We start from the raw sequence: 14,881 nt of genomic DNA, 5'->3' as shown, positions 1-14,881 counted from the left end.
TCAGATGAGCTTTCTACAAGCCTTAAATCAATCCTTGGCCAACAAGGAACTCCCTCATGACGTTTACGAAAGAGCTAAAATGGTGTATCTTTCGTATGTTCGAGAAACAGAGGATATCCTTTCTTCAGAATGGATTGAGAACATGTTCTTACAGTTTTTAGAACTACTAAAAACTGACCAAAAAAATCCGTTCCGGTTTCCCTGTTTCCACCAGCGGATAGTCTCTCCTATCAATCTAGAAGCATTTGGAAAACAGTTTTTTCAACCTCTAATAGACTTGCCTCACTCTCACCTCTTGCACAGTGAAGTCACCAATAAAATGATTCAGCAACTTTCTTCTGAAGAGAACGTAATTTTGCTTGCTAATCATCAAGTTGAGGCTGACCCACAAATTATGCAGATCGTGTTAAAATCTTTGTTCCCCGAGAAACTGCTCCGAGAAATTATTTTTCTTGCTGGGGATCGAGTTACATCTGACCCTATAGCCAGGCCTTTTAGTATGGGATGTAACCTGCTTTGCATCTATTCCAAGCGACATATTGATTCGCCTCCAGAGAAAAAAGAAGAAAAACTGCGGCACAACCAAAAGAGCATGAAAGTTTTGAAAACACTCTTGTCTCAAGGAAGCAAATTCATTTACGTAGCGCCTTCCGGAGGGAGGGATAGGAAGGATGCTTCAGGGCAATTAGCACCGTCTCCTTTCCATCCAGATAGCATTGAAATGTTTCGTCTTCTAGGTAAAGCTTGCTCCGTGCCAACACATTTTTATCCAATGGCATTAAAAACCTTTGACATTCTCCCTCCTCCACCAGTTATAGAACAGAGTATTGGGGAGCAGCGTGACACTAAACGAAGTCCGGTTCACTTTGCCTTCGGAGAAGAGGTAGATCTTAACAAGATCATTTCTGACACAGAGTCTATTGATAAAAGAGTGCTAAGAGAATTACGAGCTAACGCTGTGTTTAACAGAGTTCAATTGCTATATAAGGAGATTGCCGACTTATGAGAAAAGTTTGCATTATTACTCTACTGAGTTTCTTCACAAATCTTTTCTCCCCCCCATGCCAAGCTGCCCCAAACGAAATCGCCTTCAAACAACTAGAAGAATTAAACTGTGAGGATATCTATGATATACGCATTGTTCCCGATCGGTGTTTCCTAAAAACCTTTACTCCCGCTTTCAAAGACCAACAAACCTTTAAGTTCGTTTGTGCCAACGGGCTACCTGTCGTCGTAATTTCAGACCCTTCATTGCCAACTTCCGGAGCATGTCTTGTGATTGGTTCCGGAAGCTCTGAAGATCCTCTTGAATTACCCGGACTAGCACATTTCACGGAACACAGTGTTTTTCTAGGAAATAGAAAGTATCCTCAGCCAAGAGAATTTCCATCCTTTTTGAGCAAAAACGGAGGCAAGTACAATGCATTTACTTTCCCTCATAAGACCGTCTATTTATTCTCTGTCGACAATGCAGCCTTCCTTGAAACATTAGATCGATTCACCAGCATGTTTACTTATCCGTTGTTCGAGCAAGAGTATCTAGACAAAGAGAAAAATGCAGTCCAACAAGAATTTGCTCGAAATACTCTTTCAGATGAGAGAAGAATACAAAGAATCTCTGAAATGATCGCCCCGAAGGATCATACCTTCCACCGGTTTCACTGCGGTAACCTCGAAACTCTCGCACCCGTAAAGGAAAAAAATATTCATCAGTGGTATGCTCAGCATTATTCCCCGGAAAATATGCATGCCCTGGTATACACAAACCTCTCAATTGAAAATTCCATAAAGGATATCGCTAAAGCCTTTTCCTGGATTCCTATTTCTAACCGATATAAGCCAAACCAGCTAGATAAATCCCAATCTCACCCCTATCCTTTGTCTATCTTTGTTACCAAAGCTGTACAACCAAAACGTTACATGAACATTCATTGGCTGCTTTCGGATAAAGATAACTGTTCCCCTACTTGCGGTGATTTAATTGCACAAATTCTTTCCAGCAAGGAAAAAGGTAGTCTACAAGATGTTTTGATTAAAGAAGACTTGGTCATCTCGGTGCAAGCAAACTTTTTCAAATGCTCAGGCAAATCCGCTATCATGGATATAGATTTTCGCCTAACTCCCAAAGGAGCAGAAAACTATGAAAGCGTTATAACAAGACTCTTCCAATCTTTAAAGCTCCTTAAAGAAAAAGGAATTCCTTCTCATTGCTTCAAAGAAGATATTCGCATGAGAGAAATCAATTATTGTTTTCGCTCAAAAGAGCCTCTGTTCGATTTGCTTTGTGTTGAGTCTGAGCACATTCTTCGAGAAGATATTTCCACATATCCCCATCGTTCAATTTCTCCCTTACCTTTTTCAAAAAATGAAGAAAAACACTTTTTGAGCAAGTTGTGTGACCCTTCTTCTGCTCGATACATCCTCTCCTCTCCAGACTTTCCCTCCATCAATGAAGCTTCTTCTGATCCCCTGTTATCGAAAGCTGTATCTATCCAGAAAGACACTATATTCCCTGAATTAATCATTTATGAGATCCCTCTCACGGAAAACTGCAGAAAGTCTCTCAGTAATTTGGAAATGCATAACGAACTAAAACTTCCCGGAAGGAACTTGTTCATTCCTGCGCATATCGAAAGCGTGCCTCTAGTAGAACCTAGCTCTGAAGGATATCCATTTTCTATAATCCCAGAACAAAATTCGAATAAAATTCGGTCCTTCTACTGTCAAGACAACTACTATACCATCCCCAAAGCTGCGTGTTATCTAAGAATTAAAACCCCTCTGCTTCAAGAAACAAACGCAAGACATGCTGTATTGGCCAAAATCTATTGCTTGGCAGCTAAAAATGCTATCAGGCATATCACTTACCAAGCTGAGGCTGCAGGAATAGAGAATTCTATTTCTGCCTCAAGAACAGGTATTGACATAGAGTTATTTGGTTACACGGAAAATCTGCCTTTGGTTCTACAAAAAATATTATTTTCTTTGCGCAATGTAGAGCTCAACAAGAAAAAATTTCAGTATTACCTCTCCACAATCTCTGACGAGTATGCAGAAGCTACTACAGCCTGTCCCATCATCTCTGGAGTGGATTATCTCTATTCACAATCCGTAACCAATTTCTGTTCAAATAGAGAAAAACTCCAAGCTTGCCAGGAAGTTTCTTACGAAGACTATAAAAATTTCCAACGTCACGTTTACGATGACATCTTTTTAGAAAGCATGGTGTTAGGAAATCTCTCGATCGAGGAACGCGCATATCTCTCCTCAATTTTTGAACATTTTTCAGATAAATCCAAAACTTTTACTTCTACAGACCAGTCTTTGTTCTTAAATAAAACTGGCATTCCTCAAGTCTTAGATTTTCCCTATCCCTTACCAGCTAACGCTATGCTTTTAGGTCTACAAAATCCTTACATAGTTTCTTCCATAGACAACACAGTGGTGACGGAAATGATCACTCCCTGGTTAAGGGATATTTATTTTAATGAACTAAGAACTCAGCAACAAACTGGATATTTTGTCTCAGCGCTTTATAGAGAAGTAAACACTGAACCATTAGTTCTTTTCCTTATACGATCCGACACTTATACTCCCAATGACTTACTAAACCGCACGACCCTTTTCCTTAGTCAGGTAGCAGAAAATTTAGAGGGATATGGGTTGACAGAAGAAGCCTTCCAAGCAATGCAAAACGCTTACATAAGGAAATTCTCTTCTCCAGAAATTTCTTTTGAACAGCTTAATAGCACATTATTCTCTAACTGTTTTGATAAGAGCACTCCAAATCCTAGATATTTGGAAGACAAAATCGAAACAGCAAAGAAATTAACATATGAAGAATGCATTGAATATTGCAAAAATCTACTCAAGAATAACAAAAATTCCGTAGCTATCCGCATTTTAGGGAACAAATAATTGCAAAGGCTTGCTATTTGAATTCACAAAGTGTGAAAATAGGAAAGTTTTTAAATGCCCAGAAGACTACTGCAGAAATTAGAGCTGGAGGTAACGCTGCTACGAACAGCCATGCTAAGGAAACAGATCTAACTTTGAAAGATGACCTTAGCAGTAAATATCCTACGATGTTAGGAACATTGGCCATCAAGGTTAATCCACCTGCAGACATCGCTCCAGAAATTGCTAAATAGTGATAGCAATCGTTACCTAGTGGCAGTTTAAATATGAGATAATTGACAAGAGCATTGTCGAGGAACATAGACATAATGAAGGATATTATCATATATCCTCCATAAGATGCTTTTTCCATGATTGCTAAAACCCACCATTCTTGCAAATCACCAAATAATATCAACCCAGAGAAAAATAGCCCAACCATGCCTACTTTTGTGAAGCTAATAGGCGACTGGTACATAATAGTTAATGACCGAAATCCCAGAAACGCTAAAACTACGCCAACAAGGATTACAGGGGTTTGTCTTACAAAAATAATGGCAACAAGAAAAAGAATATGAATACACACCACCCACCAAGGAACAGCATCTGTTGTCTTTCTTGAAGGAACCGTGGAAGGAAAAGCTTGAAACTCTTTTCTAAAAATCAAGTAATAAGTCGCTGTGGAAATCAAAATAGCCAGAAAGGCTTTCCAAGAAAAGTACTTCAAGGCAAAAACGGAACTCCAACGAAGCTTAGGGTTGATCAGGAACATAGCTCTAGAAGTTATCGGGAATAGCATCCCTCCTATGGAAACATTAGAAAATAACAGCCCTGCAGTCGCGTAGGAAAACTTTTTTGAAGGAGAAAAAGGAAAAAATTTAGCAACAAGTAGCATACAAGCTAGAACCATCGTACCTGTTTCTTTGATCAAAGTAGAAGTAAGTGGAGCTATTAGCAATATGGTCCACCACCATGCAGCGGGGGACTTTTTGCCAAAATTGGCTATGTTTGATAACAATCTCTCACCTAAAAACACTATGGGACGAGACTCTATAAACAAAACTATAACAACAACAAAAAATGGAAAGATGTAGTTCCTACTACTAAAGTAAGCTGTTGATAACCTGGATCCTTCAGTAATCAAAAACCAAAAAAACAGGGGTACAGCCCAGAGAACGAACACTAACTCTACTCGACTTAGTATCCTGAATAGCTCTGATAAGACTCCATACTTTTCCCTTTGCTCAGGATAAACCATTTTTTTGTGCGCATACCCTTCGCAAATCTTGTAAAAATAAGGAGTTAGAAACATATGAATCAGAGAAAGGAAGAAAATCCATAAAGCACCTGTTCTCAATAGTTCGGAATATTGCGCTGATTCCATATATTTTTCCTCTCTTCCTTGTTTTGCATGATATAGAGTTAAAGAAAGAAAAAAGAAAGGTGAATATCTATAGCTAGAATGTGACTGTTGCTTCAGAAAAACCTTCTCAAAAAGGTTCTCAAAGAAAAAATTCTTTACACAAACAGTTTGTAAAAAAAAATTTATTCCTATAAGTATGAAATAGAATCCAAGGAGGGTGTTTATGTCAGAAAAAGGAGTTACTCTGAAAAATGAATCTAATAACCCTTCTGTGAAGAAAAGTGTTGAAAAGATATCTCAGATCGAAAAAATTTTTTTCCATCAAATTAGAGACGTAGTAGGAAGTCAGCTGGAAGAGAGGCGCTTTTCTAGAAAAGTTTGCACAGGAGAGGCTCCTCTTTCCTTAGAAGCTAATAAAGCAACTTTCGTTGCTGGCTCTGCCTTGTTTTTGGAGAGGGATTAGTTATAACTAAAATTATTGCTCTGATACCAAGAACCTTTTTCTCGGACAATCTTTTCTGCTAAAGCATATCTGAGAGGGCTCCCTTCGAAGATGAGAGGGGTTTTTTCTTCTAGTCTTGATGGAGAAAACACCACCAACGTTGCTCCAGAACCAGACATCACCACCTGAGATTCCGAAAAAGTTTCTTGGAGAAACTTCTTTTTCCTACACAAATCTTGTCGAAAAGAAAATACTGGATCCTCTAGATCATTCTTAGCTAACTCGAAGAGATTCTCGGTAGATGGCGAGTATTTAGCAGAAAAAGCTTGATAAGCTGCATCAGAACTAACCCCGCGGTTATCAAAAACCAAAAGAAACCTTTTAGCAATCTCGATGCTCCCCTCAGAAAGAGTCGTTACGACATCACCCCTCCCTGAACATAAGGCTTCACCCAAAGAAAAAAAGAATGGTATATCAGACCCCAGGTGCGCCCCCATAGAAGCTAACTGCTCACTAGAAAACCCCACAGAAAAAATTTGATTCAAAGCAAAAAGGACCGTAGCAGCATTGGAACTACCTCCTCCCATTCCTGATCCTACGGGAATCCTTTTCTTAAGGGAAATAGTCACCGGAGTAGTAACTCCCGTTTTTTGTCTAAACAAATCAAGGGCCTTAAGCGCTAAATTACTAGAACCAGAAATTTCTTTAACATTGCAAACAAAAGAATCCGAGGAAGAAACCCCCACAGAAACCTCGTCACCGAAGCTCAAGGCAACCATAGGGGTCAGGATTTCGTGATACCCAAATGACTTTCTACCAATAACTCTCAGGAACAAATTTATCTTCGCAGGAGAAAAATAGACCGCCACAAAACAATAAACCTAGACGAGCATTACGAAAATTGATTGAGTTACTCCGTTATTTCTTCTGCTTGCTGCTGAGTTGCGGAAGTAGGAATCCTAATTTCCTGACCTTCAGGAAATACCTCAACAACCAAAACCGCATCAACATCTTCATTAAGCTTCAAAGCAACTTTTTTCTTACCTAGAGTTCTGATGGCATAATGAGCACTAGGAAAATTCTTCTTAGTTAACACGATATTCTTTTCAGCAGCACCAGCAATAAGATCCGCCACCGTCACTGACCCATACATATTCTGCTCAGGATCAACTTTCACAGGGAACTCAAGGATTACCCCTTGTAATTCTTTCGCCAAAGCCTCAGAAAGCACCCTATCCTGTTGAGCTTTCAAGCGTCTCTCCTCTTTGAGCCTTTCCTGTAATCGCAAAGTACCAGCTCCAGCTACAACGGCCTTCTGCTTAGGAAGAAGATAATTCCTAGCGTGCCCGGGTTTAGCAGTAACAATATCGCCACTTCTTCCTAATCCATCGACATCTTCTAACAATAATAACTGTTGTTTCATGAATAAAACTCTCCACAACCTTTTTAATCTTCACCTAAAAATGGAAGAAGCCCGATATAGCGAGCTCTTTTAACGGCCTGAGCCAATAGCGCTTGAAACCTAGAGGAAACCCCCGTAATCCTCCTAGGAAGGATCTTTCCTCGCTCAGTGATAAATTTCCTCAAGGTCTCGACATCTTTGTAATCAATAGTCTTCCAACCTGCGGTAGTAAAAGGGCACTTCTTACTGAAGCGCTTCCTTTTATGTTCATGATGATGAACAGGCTTTTTCATTTATTGTTCTCCTTAACTATTATTCTGGCAAAGAAGCAAATTCCAAAACTTCCTTTACAGAGTCCGCTTTCAAAGTAAGAAACCTAAGCAAATCTTCGTGAAGATGATACTCCTTCCATAACTCGGCAATAGCACTTGTAGCCACTGTGAAATAAATTACATAGTAGTATCCTTCTCTAGTTCCACGAATCTCGTAGGCAAGTTTCCTCCTACCCTGATCATGAATTTTTACAACTTCCCCGCCATAATTGACTATGCCCGAGGTAACCTTTTCCAAAGCCCTCTTCCTGGCTTCTTCACTTAAAGTCACACTAAAAACATACATGCCTTCGTAAAGCTGTTTTTTTTCTTTTCTCATTCGACACTCCTAAAAGTCGACTATTCTATTACCTTCAGAATATCCTGGTCCACAAAAAGTTGAACCACATGCAAAAAACACAACCCAAATGAAAGTATTTTTTTACTCCTCTGCGGGTCGAGCAGCTATCCACTCCAGAATCATCGCTGAAGTGCGATCAAAAACACCCACCAGTCTCTCTCTTTCCACAAGAGAAAAATTGCCGAGAACATAATCCGATAACTCTGACAGACCCTCTGGACGTCCGACACCTACACGCAGTTGAAAATAAGTGTTTCCCCCCAAAGAGCTCGTTATACTCTTTATTCCATTATGCCCGCCACTTCCAGCCCTTTCACGTAATCGAATCACCCCGAAAGGGATATCCACATCATCAACCACGACAAGAATGTTACTGATATCAACACCCAAGAATCTCTTAGCTTTAGCTACAGATTCCCCACTGAGATTAACGTAGGTGGAGGGTTTGAGAATACAACAGGCGGCCCCTTTTACAACCCCTTTAGCCAACACCCCCCCGATCTCAACTTTTTTTCTGAAATCCAAGCCATACTTTTCAGAAAAAGCCTGAACAACTAAAAACCCGACGTTATGTCGGGTATACACATAGCGGGCACCAGGATTCCCTATCCCAACAATCAATCTGGTGGGCTGGCCATTCATGAAAGTTTCAATCTCTCTACCTTCTGGAAACCGTAGCAACAACCTCCCTCAAAGGAGTGATGGGTTTAACCCCTTTCGGCAGCGCAATATCTGACAACTTTCTAGTCTGAGACATCCCAAGATCCCGAACATCCAACTCAAGAAAAGGAACTATGTCCTTAGGCAAACAAGTTACCTTCAAACTATAAATAATCTGACGCAAAGTTCCACCCAACTTAACTCCAATACACTCCATAATATTCGAAAATCGAATAGGAATATTGAGCTGCACAGGTGAATCATTATGCAGCATTTCAAAGTCCAAATGAATAACTTCGTAAGTGGTGATCTTGTACTGAATATCCTTAATGATGGCCGAAAAGGTCTTTCCCCCAAACTCTATAGAAAAAACCGTAGAAGAAAGAGCCCCCGTCTCTAGTCCGTTAAGAAATTTATTGAAAACATGCCCATCAACAACCACATTGGCAACAGTCTCCCCTTTAGAGTAGACAACTGCGGGAATACCACCTTGCTGACGAATCATTTTCAAAAAGGACTTTTTGCCAGTCTCCCGACTTGTAACAACCAATTTCATCTTATTTCTCCATAACCTTGAACCCAGGGAATCACCTGGCAAAGAAAGCTTCCTAATTAAAAAGGAGAATCAGCTTTCCAGAACTTTCAGCGGCAAGATTATAGCTTTCTTGAGGAAAAAGTCAAGCACTTCCCTTAAGAAGCTCTCATGATGCTGAAGACGACCACTGAAACCCAAACCCTGACTATTCTGAGCAATGAGCCACCAAAACCTTTCGCAAAACCATTCCAAAACACAGAGCCACAACAGCGACCCCAACCCCTAAAGAAAAACCCAGAGACAGACTCAAAGACAAGCTACTGGGGTGGAAGGATTCGAACCTCCGATGCACGGTACCAAAAACCGCTGCCTTACCGCTTGGCCACACCCCAACGAGGAAGGGACGCAGTGTACTACGTTCGCTTTTTTCTAACAACTTGTAAATCTTCTGTGCGTTAGAGTTTTTGCATTTGACCCTATAAGGGATCTCTTGAGGTTTTTGTCACACTAGCTTATGAATAAAGAAAAAGTTTTTTACCTAAAATATGAGAATTATTCATGTATCCGCAGAAGTTGCTCACTTCGCAAAAGTCGGAGGATTGGGCGACGTCGTTCATGACCTAGCTAATACGTTCTCTAGAAATCACGACGTGGAAGTAGTTATCCCCTTTTATGAGAGGCTCTGCAAGACGAACTCTAATTTAAACAAAATCTTAGATTTCAAGTTCTTTTTCGAAAAAGAACACACAGCATCAGCTATTCAAACACAAAAAGACAGCATTGCTATAACCTTCATCAGGACAAACTATCGGAATTTTTTTGATCGAGACAACATCTATGGATTTTCCGATGACCCTCAAAGATTTGCTTGTTTCTGCTCTGCAGCAGCAGAATACATTTATCAACAATCACTCACGACAAGAATACACGTGGTTCACCTACATGACTGGCATGCTGCACTAACCGCTGGGCTACTAAAGGATAAAAAAAATTTTAATAGCAAAATAGTTTTCACAATACATAATTTTTCCCACAGAGGGTATTTCCCCTTATCTTCCATGAGAAAAACTTCCCTATCCCCAAAGACTTTACAAGTTTATCAATTGGAAAGAGATCCCAACTCTGGTTGCCTTATGAGGGGTGGAATTTTACTCTCTCATGCAATCACGACAGTGTCCCCAGGATACAGCAAAGAAATGTTAGAAGATCGATCTGATGAGGACATCTCAAGGGCTCTAATTAACTCACAAGATAAATTTCAAGGCATACTTAACGGAATAAACGTTAGCTACTGGAACCCAGAAACAGACAACCTTATTCATCAAAAATACCCATCAAACCCAGAAAAGATTCAACAAATAATTTCTGGGAAAAGCAGGAACAAAAGTTTTCTCCTAAAAACGCTGGGATTACCTCAAAACTCAGATCCCTTGGTCTGTGTCATATCAAGATTGGTTCACCAGAAAGGTTTGTCTTTTATGCTACAAGCCGTCGAACATGCAGAAAAAGAGTCCTATAAAATAATTCTTTTGGGACAATGCGGGGATGATCACTCAAAGAAAATAATGGAAGAGGCCCGAAATAAAATACAAGGGTCTGAAAGGATCTTCATGCGTCTCGAATATGACGAACCTTTAGCTCATCTGGTATATGCCGGAGCAGATATTATCCTTATCCCCTCCCTGTTCGAACCATGTGGACTAACTCAACTTATTGGGATGCGGTACGGGACTGTTCCTATCGTAAGAAAAACTGGAGGGCTAAGAGACACTGTAACCAATCTTGAAAATGGATTTGTTTTCTCTGAGGCAAATGATCCTAATGAATTCTTGAATACACTGAAAGAGGCCCTAAGGACCTATAGAGATCACTTTCCTTTGTGGAAAAAGCTTATTCGCCAAGGGATATCTTCTGACTACAGCTGGAAAAAATCAGAAATCAGCTACCTCAGCATCTATTCAGATTCTTAAAAAACGAGCTAGGATCATGCTACTCATCCGATGCACCTTTATCTCCAGAAAACTTCCCTTGGAAAATTTGCATCAAAAAGCCCTTGTTAATCCATAAATACTCTACCCCGGAAGCCACAGAGTAGAATGCAACCAGTGATACTATCACAGTTGCAATACACTCCAATCTGTCAGAAGATAAAACATTCAGTGAATAAGGAATCATTAAAACCAAAATCAAAGCGCAACTAACACCTTGAAAAATCGCTTTTAATTTCCCACTTTTTCTGGCTGCTAAGGCAAAACCCCTTAAGGCACAAACAGTCCGAAGAGTGCTTAACACAGAATCTCTAGCAAGGAAAATAAAAACCAAAATCAAAGGCAAATTGACCGGCGGCTGTGTGAAAGTAAGGAACAAAGAATTCCGATAAATACTGTCAGCCATGGGATCCAACAATTTTCCCAAATCAGTGACCTGCGAAAACTTTCTAGCCAAGTAACCATCGACGGCATCCGTTAACTCAGAAATCCCCAGAACCAATAGCAACACGTAAGGCAGAAGCACAGGAGATATTCCTAACCAACGACCCTTCAGGTAAATTAACATAAAAATTGGAGTGATAAATATCCTGAAAAATGTCAGATAGTTCGGCAAGCCCATTTCATCCCCCTAACCCTTAGGACATAAAAATTAACCTGATTAGAATTACAGTGCAAGCACTGACAACTCTATACTAATAAAATCAAAAAATCATTTATTTTCTTTGAATTACTCAAAAATCAAAAAACTGCGACATATTTTGTACAGTCAAGTTGCTATAATACCAAAGTTCTTCTACAATTCTCCCTGATGTTTCGCGTCTGTTTTTGATTTCTAGTTCCAAAAAGGGAGTTCACATTGTCTGGAGAAAAATGTCTCACATTACAAGAAATGATGACAGCAATCCTAAAATTTTGGAGCGACTATGGGTGCGTGGTACATCAGGGATATGACTTGGAAACCGGAGCAGGGACTTTTAATCCAGCGACTTTTTTGAGAGCTCTAGGCCCAGAACCTTACAGAACTGCTTACATTGAACCGTCTAGAAGACCCCAGGATGGTCGGTACGGACTGCACCCCAACAGACTACAAAACTACCACCAACTTCAAGTTATCCTCAAGCCAGTGCCAAACAACCTACAAGAGTTGTTTCTTGATTCACTAAAATCCATAGGATTAGACCTTCAGGAACATGATATCCGCTTCGTTCATGATGATTGGGAAAATCCTACCATAGGTGCTTGGGGGTTGGGTTGGGAAGTCTGGCTGAACGGAATGGAAATAACACAAATGACTTATTTCCAATCCGTGGGAAGTAAAGCGTTGGATGCTATTAGTGGAGAGATTACTTATGGTATCGAGCGGATTGCCATGTACTTACAAAAGAAAAATTCTGTATATGACATCATGTGGAATGATTCCCTAACCTACGGGGATATCGTTCATGATTTCGAAAAGACGTGGAGCCATTATAATTTTGATGAAGCTAACACAAATATGTGGTTGCGTCACTTTGAAGATTTCTCCGAGGAAGCTACTCGATGTGTAGCAGCTAACCTTCCTGCCTCAGCTTACGATTTTGTGATAAAGGCCTCCCATGCATTTAACATCTTAGATGCTCGAGGCGTAATTTCTGTTACAGAAAGGACTCGTTATATTGCACGTATTCGTCAATTGGCTAGATTGGTGGCAGATTCCTACGTCAAATGGAGAGAAGCTTTAGGTTTTCCTTTAATGAAACTGAGTCCGAACACTGATTCTGATACTAGTTGTGGACCAACTTTGAACCTCTGTCCCTCTGTAAAAACTCCCCAAGATTTTGTCTTGGAGATTGGTTCTGAAGAACTACCAGCTACTTTCGTCCCAATCGGGATAAAAAATTTAGAAAATGCAATCCACGTTCTTTTCAAAGATCAAGGAATCTCTCACTCAGGAATCTCTGTCTTAGGCAGCCCTAGAAGACTAACTGTCTATGTCCGCAATATGTCTCCATTTTCGGTCAAAGAACAAGAAGAAAAAAAGGGCCCACCAATATCCTCTCTTTACGATGCAAATCTCAAACTCACAGAGTGTGGGAAGAAATTTTTTGAGTCACAAGGTTTCCCAGCCCTACATTTTGAAGACTTAGCCTCCTTCCCTCAGTTTGAAATTAGAAAGATCAAAGGTATCGACTATTTGTTTGTAATCCGACCCGCTTCTTCTTGCTTGAGTACGGAAATTTTAACTGAAACTATTCCCAACCTAATTAAGGATCTGAAATTCCCTAAAAAGATGGTTTGGGACGAAACTAACTTTGAGTACGCTAGGCCCATCCGATGGTTACTTGCCTTGTACGGATCCTCTGTAGTTCCGATACAGATAGGCAAAGTTATTGCGAGTAACTTTTCCTATGGACATCGTCAGTTGTCACCCGGTCGTATTGAAATTACTTGCGCCAGCGAATATGAAACTAGCTTGGAAAGAGCTAAGGTCATAGTCTCCCACCATGTCCGCAAAACTATGATAGAAGAGGGACTGAGTAAAATCTGTGCAAAACACGCTCTTGAGGCCTTGTCAAAAAATAAACTTTGCGAGGAAACCTGTTTCCTAAGTGAGTACCCTTTCGTAGCCGAGGCTTCTTTTGACAAAAAATTCTGCTCTCTCCCTATAGAGCTTCTAACCGCGGAAATGGTTCAACATCAGAAATATTTCCCCCTAAAAACTCTGGAGGGAAGTATGTCCAATGTATTTGCGATTGTCTGTGATAACATACCAAACTCTACCATCATTGAGGGCAATGAGAAAGCTTTGGTTCCTCGACTGACAGACGGAAAATTTTTATTTGAGCAAGATTTAAAAACACCTTTGGAGAGTTTCATAGATAAGTTGCGTTCTGTTACCTTTATTGAAGGATTAGGCACTTTACACGATAAAGTGGAAAGGTTAAAGAAGCACGCTGGCATAATTCAAAATTTAGTCCCAGTGTACGATGAGTTAGATCTGATCTCTAGTGTTACTTACTGTAAGGCCGATTTGGTTTCTTCTGTTGTGAATGAATTTCCGGAACTCCAAGGAATCATGGGTGGGTATTACGCCCGAAATGCTTCTCTCCCGGATAGAGTCTCTACCGCGATAGGAGAACATCTTTGCCATATCACTAAAGAAAAAATTATTTCTCGTTTAGGAGCCCTATTAAGCCTTATCGATCGGTTTGACAATATACTGGCTTGTTTCTTGCTAGGATTAAAGCCTTCTTCTTCTCAAGATCCCTATGCTTTGAGAAGACAATCTCTTGAGATCTTAATTCTTTTGAAAACTTTGGATGTTCCTGTTGAGCTCCGAGATGTATTATCGAACTGCTTAAAACATTTCCCTCCTGTTGAGGCATCTGAACCTGAAAAAAAGATTGTTGAAGAAGTCACTTCATTTATTTTAGGTAGGTTAAAAACTTTACTTTCTTCTTCTCTGGAATGTTCTAAAGAGGAAATTTCCGCTGTTATGGAAAAATCTAGTTCTAACCCTGTTTTACTATTTAAAAGAGCAGAAGCTTTAAAAGCTTTCAGGGCTGTTTCTAAAAGCAAGATGACCAAGATACTTACTGGATACAAGCGACTCAAAAACATTCTAGCTTCCATAGATTCATCTGTAAAAGCAAGTGAACACCCAGCAGCTTTAACAGCAGACCAGGAAATAGATTTCTTGCAATTTTTATCACAAGAGGCTCCCGATGAGGTTTGTGACCTAAATTACTTCTCCTATCTGGAACTCCTGACAGACAAAGTAAACACATTTCTGGATTCAGTAAGAGTATCCGAGGGAGAAAGTTGCGTCATCTACGCAAGACGAATGCTACTAGAGAGGGCGGAAACCCAATTTAATAAGTTTTATGTTTTAGATAAAATAGGATTCTAGTTCTTTTCTCAGGTTTTTAGATATCGAAAA

Annotated in this window: 14 protein-coding genes and 1 tRNA gene; 5 read left to right on the top strand and 10 right to left on the bottom strand. The window is 40.0% G+C overall.

All coding sequences use genetic code 11. The annotated features are described in order from the left end of the window. Positions 1–4: 4 nt before the first annotated feature. Positions 5–1,006 (top strand): 1-acyl-sn-glycerol-3-phosphate acyltransferase, encoded by a 1,002-nt coding sequence (locus tag KJA62_RS00605; protein ID WP_213318118.1) that lies wholly within the window; start codon positions 5–7, stop codon positions 1,004–1,006. Beyond that, positions 1,003–3,918 (top strand): insulinase family protein, encoded by a 2,916-nt coding sequence (locus KJA62_RS00600; RefSeq protein ID WP_213318117.1) that lies wholly within the window; start codon positions 1,003–1,005, stop codon positions 3,916–3,918. The genes KJA62_RS00605 and KJA62_RS00600 overlap by 4 nt, the downstream gene beginning before the upstream one ends. 13 nt (positions 3,919–3,931) lie before the next feature. Here KJA62_RS00600 and KJA62_RS00595 read toward each other — a convergent pair whose 3' ends face one another. Further along, complete coding sequence (locus tag KJA62_RS00595; protein WP_213318116.1) at positions 3,932–5,281, bottom strand: putative Na+/H+ antiporter; 1,350 nt, start codon at positions 5,279–5,281, stop codon at positions 3,932–3,934. A 202-nt stretch (positions 5,282–5,483) separates the two neighbouring features. Here KJA62_RS00595 and KJA62_RS00590 point away from each other — a divergent pair, with 202 nt between their 5' ends. Beyond that, positions 5,484–5,723: a hypothetical protein gene (locus tag KJA62_RS00590; RefSeq protein WP_213318115.1), complete on the top strand. Its 240-nt coding sequence runs from the start codon at positions 5,484–5,486 to the stop codon at positions 5,721–5,723. On the opposite strand, the gene ispE is transcribed toward KJA62_RS00590, so the two are convergent. The 8 genes from ispE to KJA62_RS00550 form a co-directional block, all read right to left on the bottom strand. Beyond that, the gene (ispE, locus tag KJA62_RS00585; RefSeq protein ID WP_213318114.1) at positions 5,720–6,571 is read right to left on the bottom strand and encodes a 4-(cytidine 5'-diphospho)-2-C-methyl-D-erythritol kinase; all 852 of its coding nucleotides are present in this window, start codon (positions 6,569–6,571) and stop codon (positions 5,720–5,722) included. The genes KJA62_RS00590 and ispE overlap by 4 nt on opposite strands. A 41-nt stretch (positions 6,572–6,612) precedes the next feature. Then, positions 6,613–7,125 (bottom strand): 50S ribosomal protein L9, encoded by a 513-nt coding sequence (gene rplI, locus KJA62_RS00580; RefSeq protein ID WP_213318113.1) that lies wholly within the window; start codon positions 7,123–7,125, stop codon positions 6,613–6,615. A gap of 23 nt (positions 7,126–7,148) precedes the next feature. Beyond that, positions 7,149–7,397, bottom strand: coding sequence for a 30S ribosomal protein S18 (rpsR, locus tag KJA62_RS00575; RefSeq protein ID WP_213318112.1), 249 nt, complete (start codon positions 7,395–7,397; stop codon positions 7,149–7,151). A 19-nt stretch (positions 7,398–7,416) separates the two neighbouring features. Next, positions 7,417–7,755 (bottom strand): 30S ribosomal protein S6, encoded by a 339-nt coding sequence (rpsF, locus tag KJA62_RS00570; protein WP_213318111.1) that lies wholly within the window; start codon positions 7,753–7,755, stop codon positions 7,417–7,419. A 102-nt stretch (positions 7,756–7,857) separates the two neighbouring features. Beyond that, complete coding sequence (pth, locus tag KJA62_RS00565; RefSeq protein ID WP_213318110.1) at positions 7,858–8,457, bottom strand: aminoacyl-tRNA hydrolase; 600 nt, start codon at positions 8,455–8,457, stop codon at positions 7,858–7,860. After that, positions 8,435–8,992, bottom strand: a complete 558-nt coding sequence (locus KJA62_RS00560) for a 50S ribosomal protein L25/general stress protein Ctc (protein WP_213318109.1) — start codon at positions 8,990–8,992, stop codon at positions 8,435–8,437. The genes pth and KJA62_RS00560 overlap by 23 nt, the downstream gene beginning before the upstream one ends. Positions 8,993–9,176: 184 nt before the next feature. After that, positions 9,177–9,323 (bottom strand): hypothetical protein, encoded by a 147-nt coding sequence (locus KJA62_RS00555; RefSeq protein WP_213318108.1) that lies wholly within the window; start codon positions 9,321–9,323, stop codon positions 9,177–9,179. Beyond that, a tRNA-Gln gene (locus KJA62_RS00550) sits at positions 9,292–9,363 on the bottom strand. The genes KJA62_RS00555 and KJA62_RS00550 overlap by 32 nt, the downstream gene beginning before the upstream one ends. Before the next feature lie 153 nt (positions 9,364–9,516). On the opposite strand from KJA62_RS00550, the gene KJA62_RS00545 reads away from it, so the two are divergent. Continuing rightward, the gene (locus KJA62_RS00545) at positions 9,517–10,941 is read left to right on the top strand and encodes a glycogen synthase (RefSeq protein WP_213318107.1); all 1,425 of its coding nucleotides are present in this window, start codon (positions 9,517–9,519) and stop codon (positions 10,939–10,941) included. A 19-nt stretch (positions 10,942–10,960) separates the two neighbouring features. On the opposite strand, the gene pgsA is transcribed toward KJA62_RS00545, so the two are convergent. Further along, on the bottom strand, positions 10,961–11,581 hold the full coding sequence (gene pgsA, locus KJA62_RS00540) for a CDP-diacylglycerol--glycerol-3-phosphate 3-phosphatidyltransferase (RefSeq protein WP_213318106.1): 621 nt from the start codon (positions 11,579–11,581) through the stop codon (positions 10,961–10,963). Between the two features lie 237 nt (positions 11,582–11,818). Between pgsA and KJA62_RS00535 the strand changes: the two genes are divergently transcribed. Beyond that, the gene (locus KJA62_RS00535) at positions 11,819–14,851 is read left to right on the top strand and encodes a glycine--tRNA ligase (protein WP_213318105.1); all 3,033 of its coding nucleotides are present in this window, start codon (positions 11,819–11,821) and stop codon (positions 14,849–14,851) included. The last annotated feature ends 30 nt before the right edge of the window (positions 14,852–14,881 follow it).

The organism is Chlamydiifrater volucris, from assembly GCF_902806995.1.
Classification (GTDB): domain Bacteria; phylum Chlamydiota; class Chlamydiia; order Chlamydiales; family Chlamydiaceae; genus Chlamydiifrater; species Chlamydiifrater volucris.
This window is presented reverse-complemented; position numbering and strand designations above follow the sequence as displayed.

What these genes read in the sequence shown, in the direction of transcription:
- pgsA (WP_213318106.1), bottom strand. Translation starts at nt 11,581, where the DNA reads ATGGGCTTGCCGAACTATCTGACATTTTTCAGGATATTTATCACTCCA.
- KJA62_RS00600 (WP_213318117.1), top strand. Translation starts at nt 1,003, where the DNA reads ATGAGAAAAGTTTGCATTATTACTCTACTGAGTTTCTTCACAAATCTT.
- KJA62_RS00590 (WP_213318115.1), top strand. Translation starts at nt 5,484, where the DNA reads ATGTCAGAAAAAGGAGTTACTCTGAAAAATGAATCTAATAACCCTTCT.
- KJA62_RS00560 (WP_213318109.1), bottom strand. Translation starts at nt 8,992, where the DNA reads ATGAAATTGGTTGTTACAAGTCGGGAGACTGGCAAAAAGTCCTTTTTG.
- rplI (WP_213318113.1), bottom strand. Translation starts at nt 7,125, where the DNA reads ATGAAACAACAGTTATTATTGTTAGAAGATGTCGATGGATTAGGAAGA.
- KJA62_RS00545 (WP_213318107.1), top strand. Translation starts at nt 9,517, where the DNA reads ATGAGAATTATTCATGTATCCGCAGAAGTTGCTCACTTCGCAAAAGTC.
- KJA62_RS00595 (WP_213318116.1), bottom strand. Translation starts at nt 5,281, where the DNA reads ATGGAATCAGCGCAATATTCCGAACTATTGAGAACAGGTGCTTTATGG.
- rpsF (WP_213318111.1), bottom strand. Translation starts at nt 7,755, where the DNA reads ATGAGAAAAGAAAAAAAACAGCTTTACGAAGGCATGTATGTTTTTAGT.
- rpsR (WP_213318112.1), bottom strand. Translation starts at nt 7,397, where the DNA reads ATGAAAAAGCCTGTTCATCATCATGAACATAAAAGGAAGCGCTTCAGT.
- KJA62_RS00605 (WP_213318118.1), top strand. Translation starts at nt 5, where the DNA reads ATGAGCTTTCTACAAGCCTTAAATCAATCCTTGGCCAACAAGGAACTC.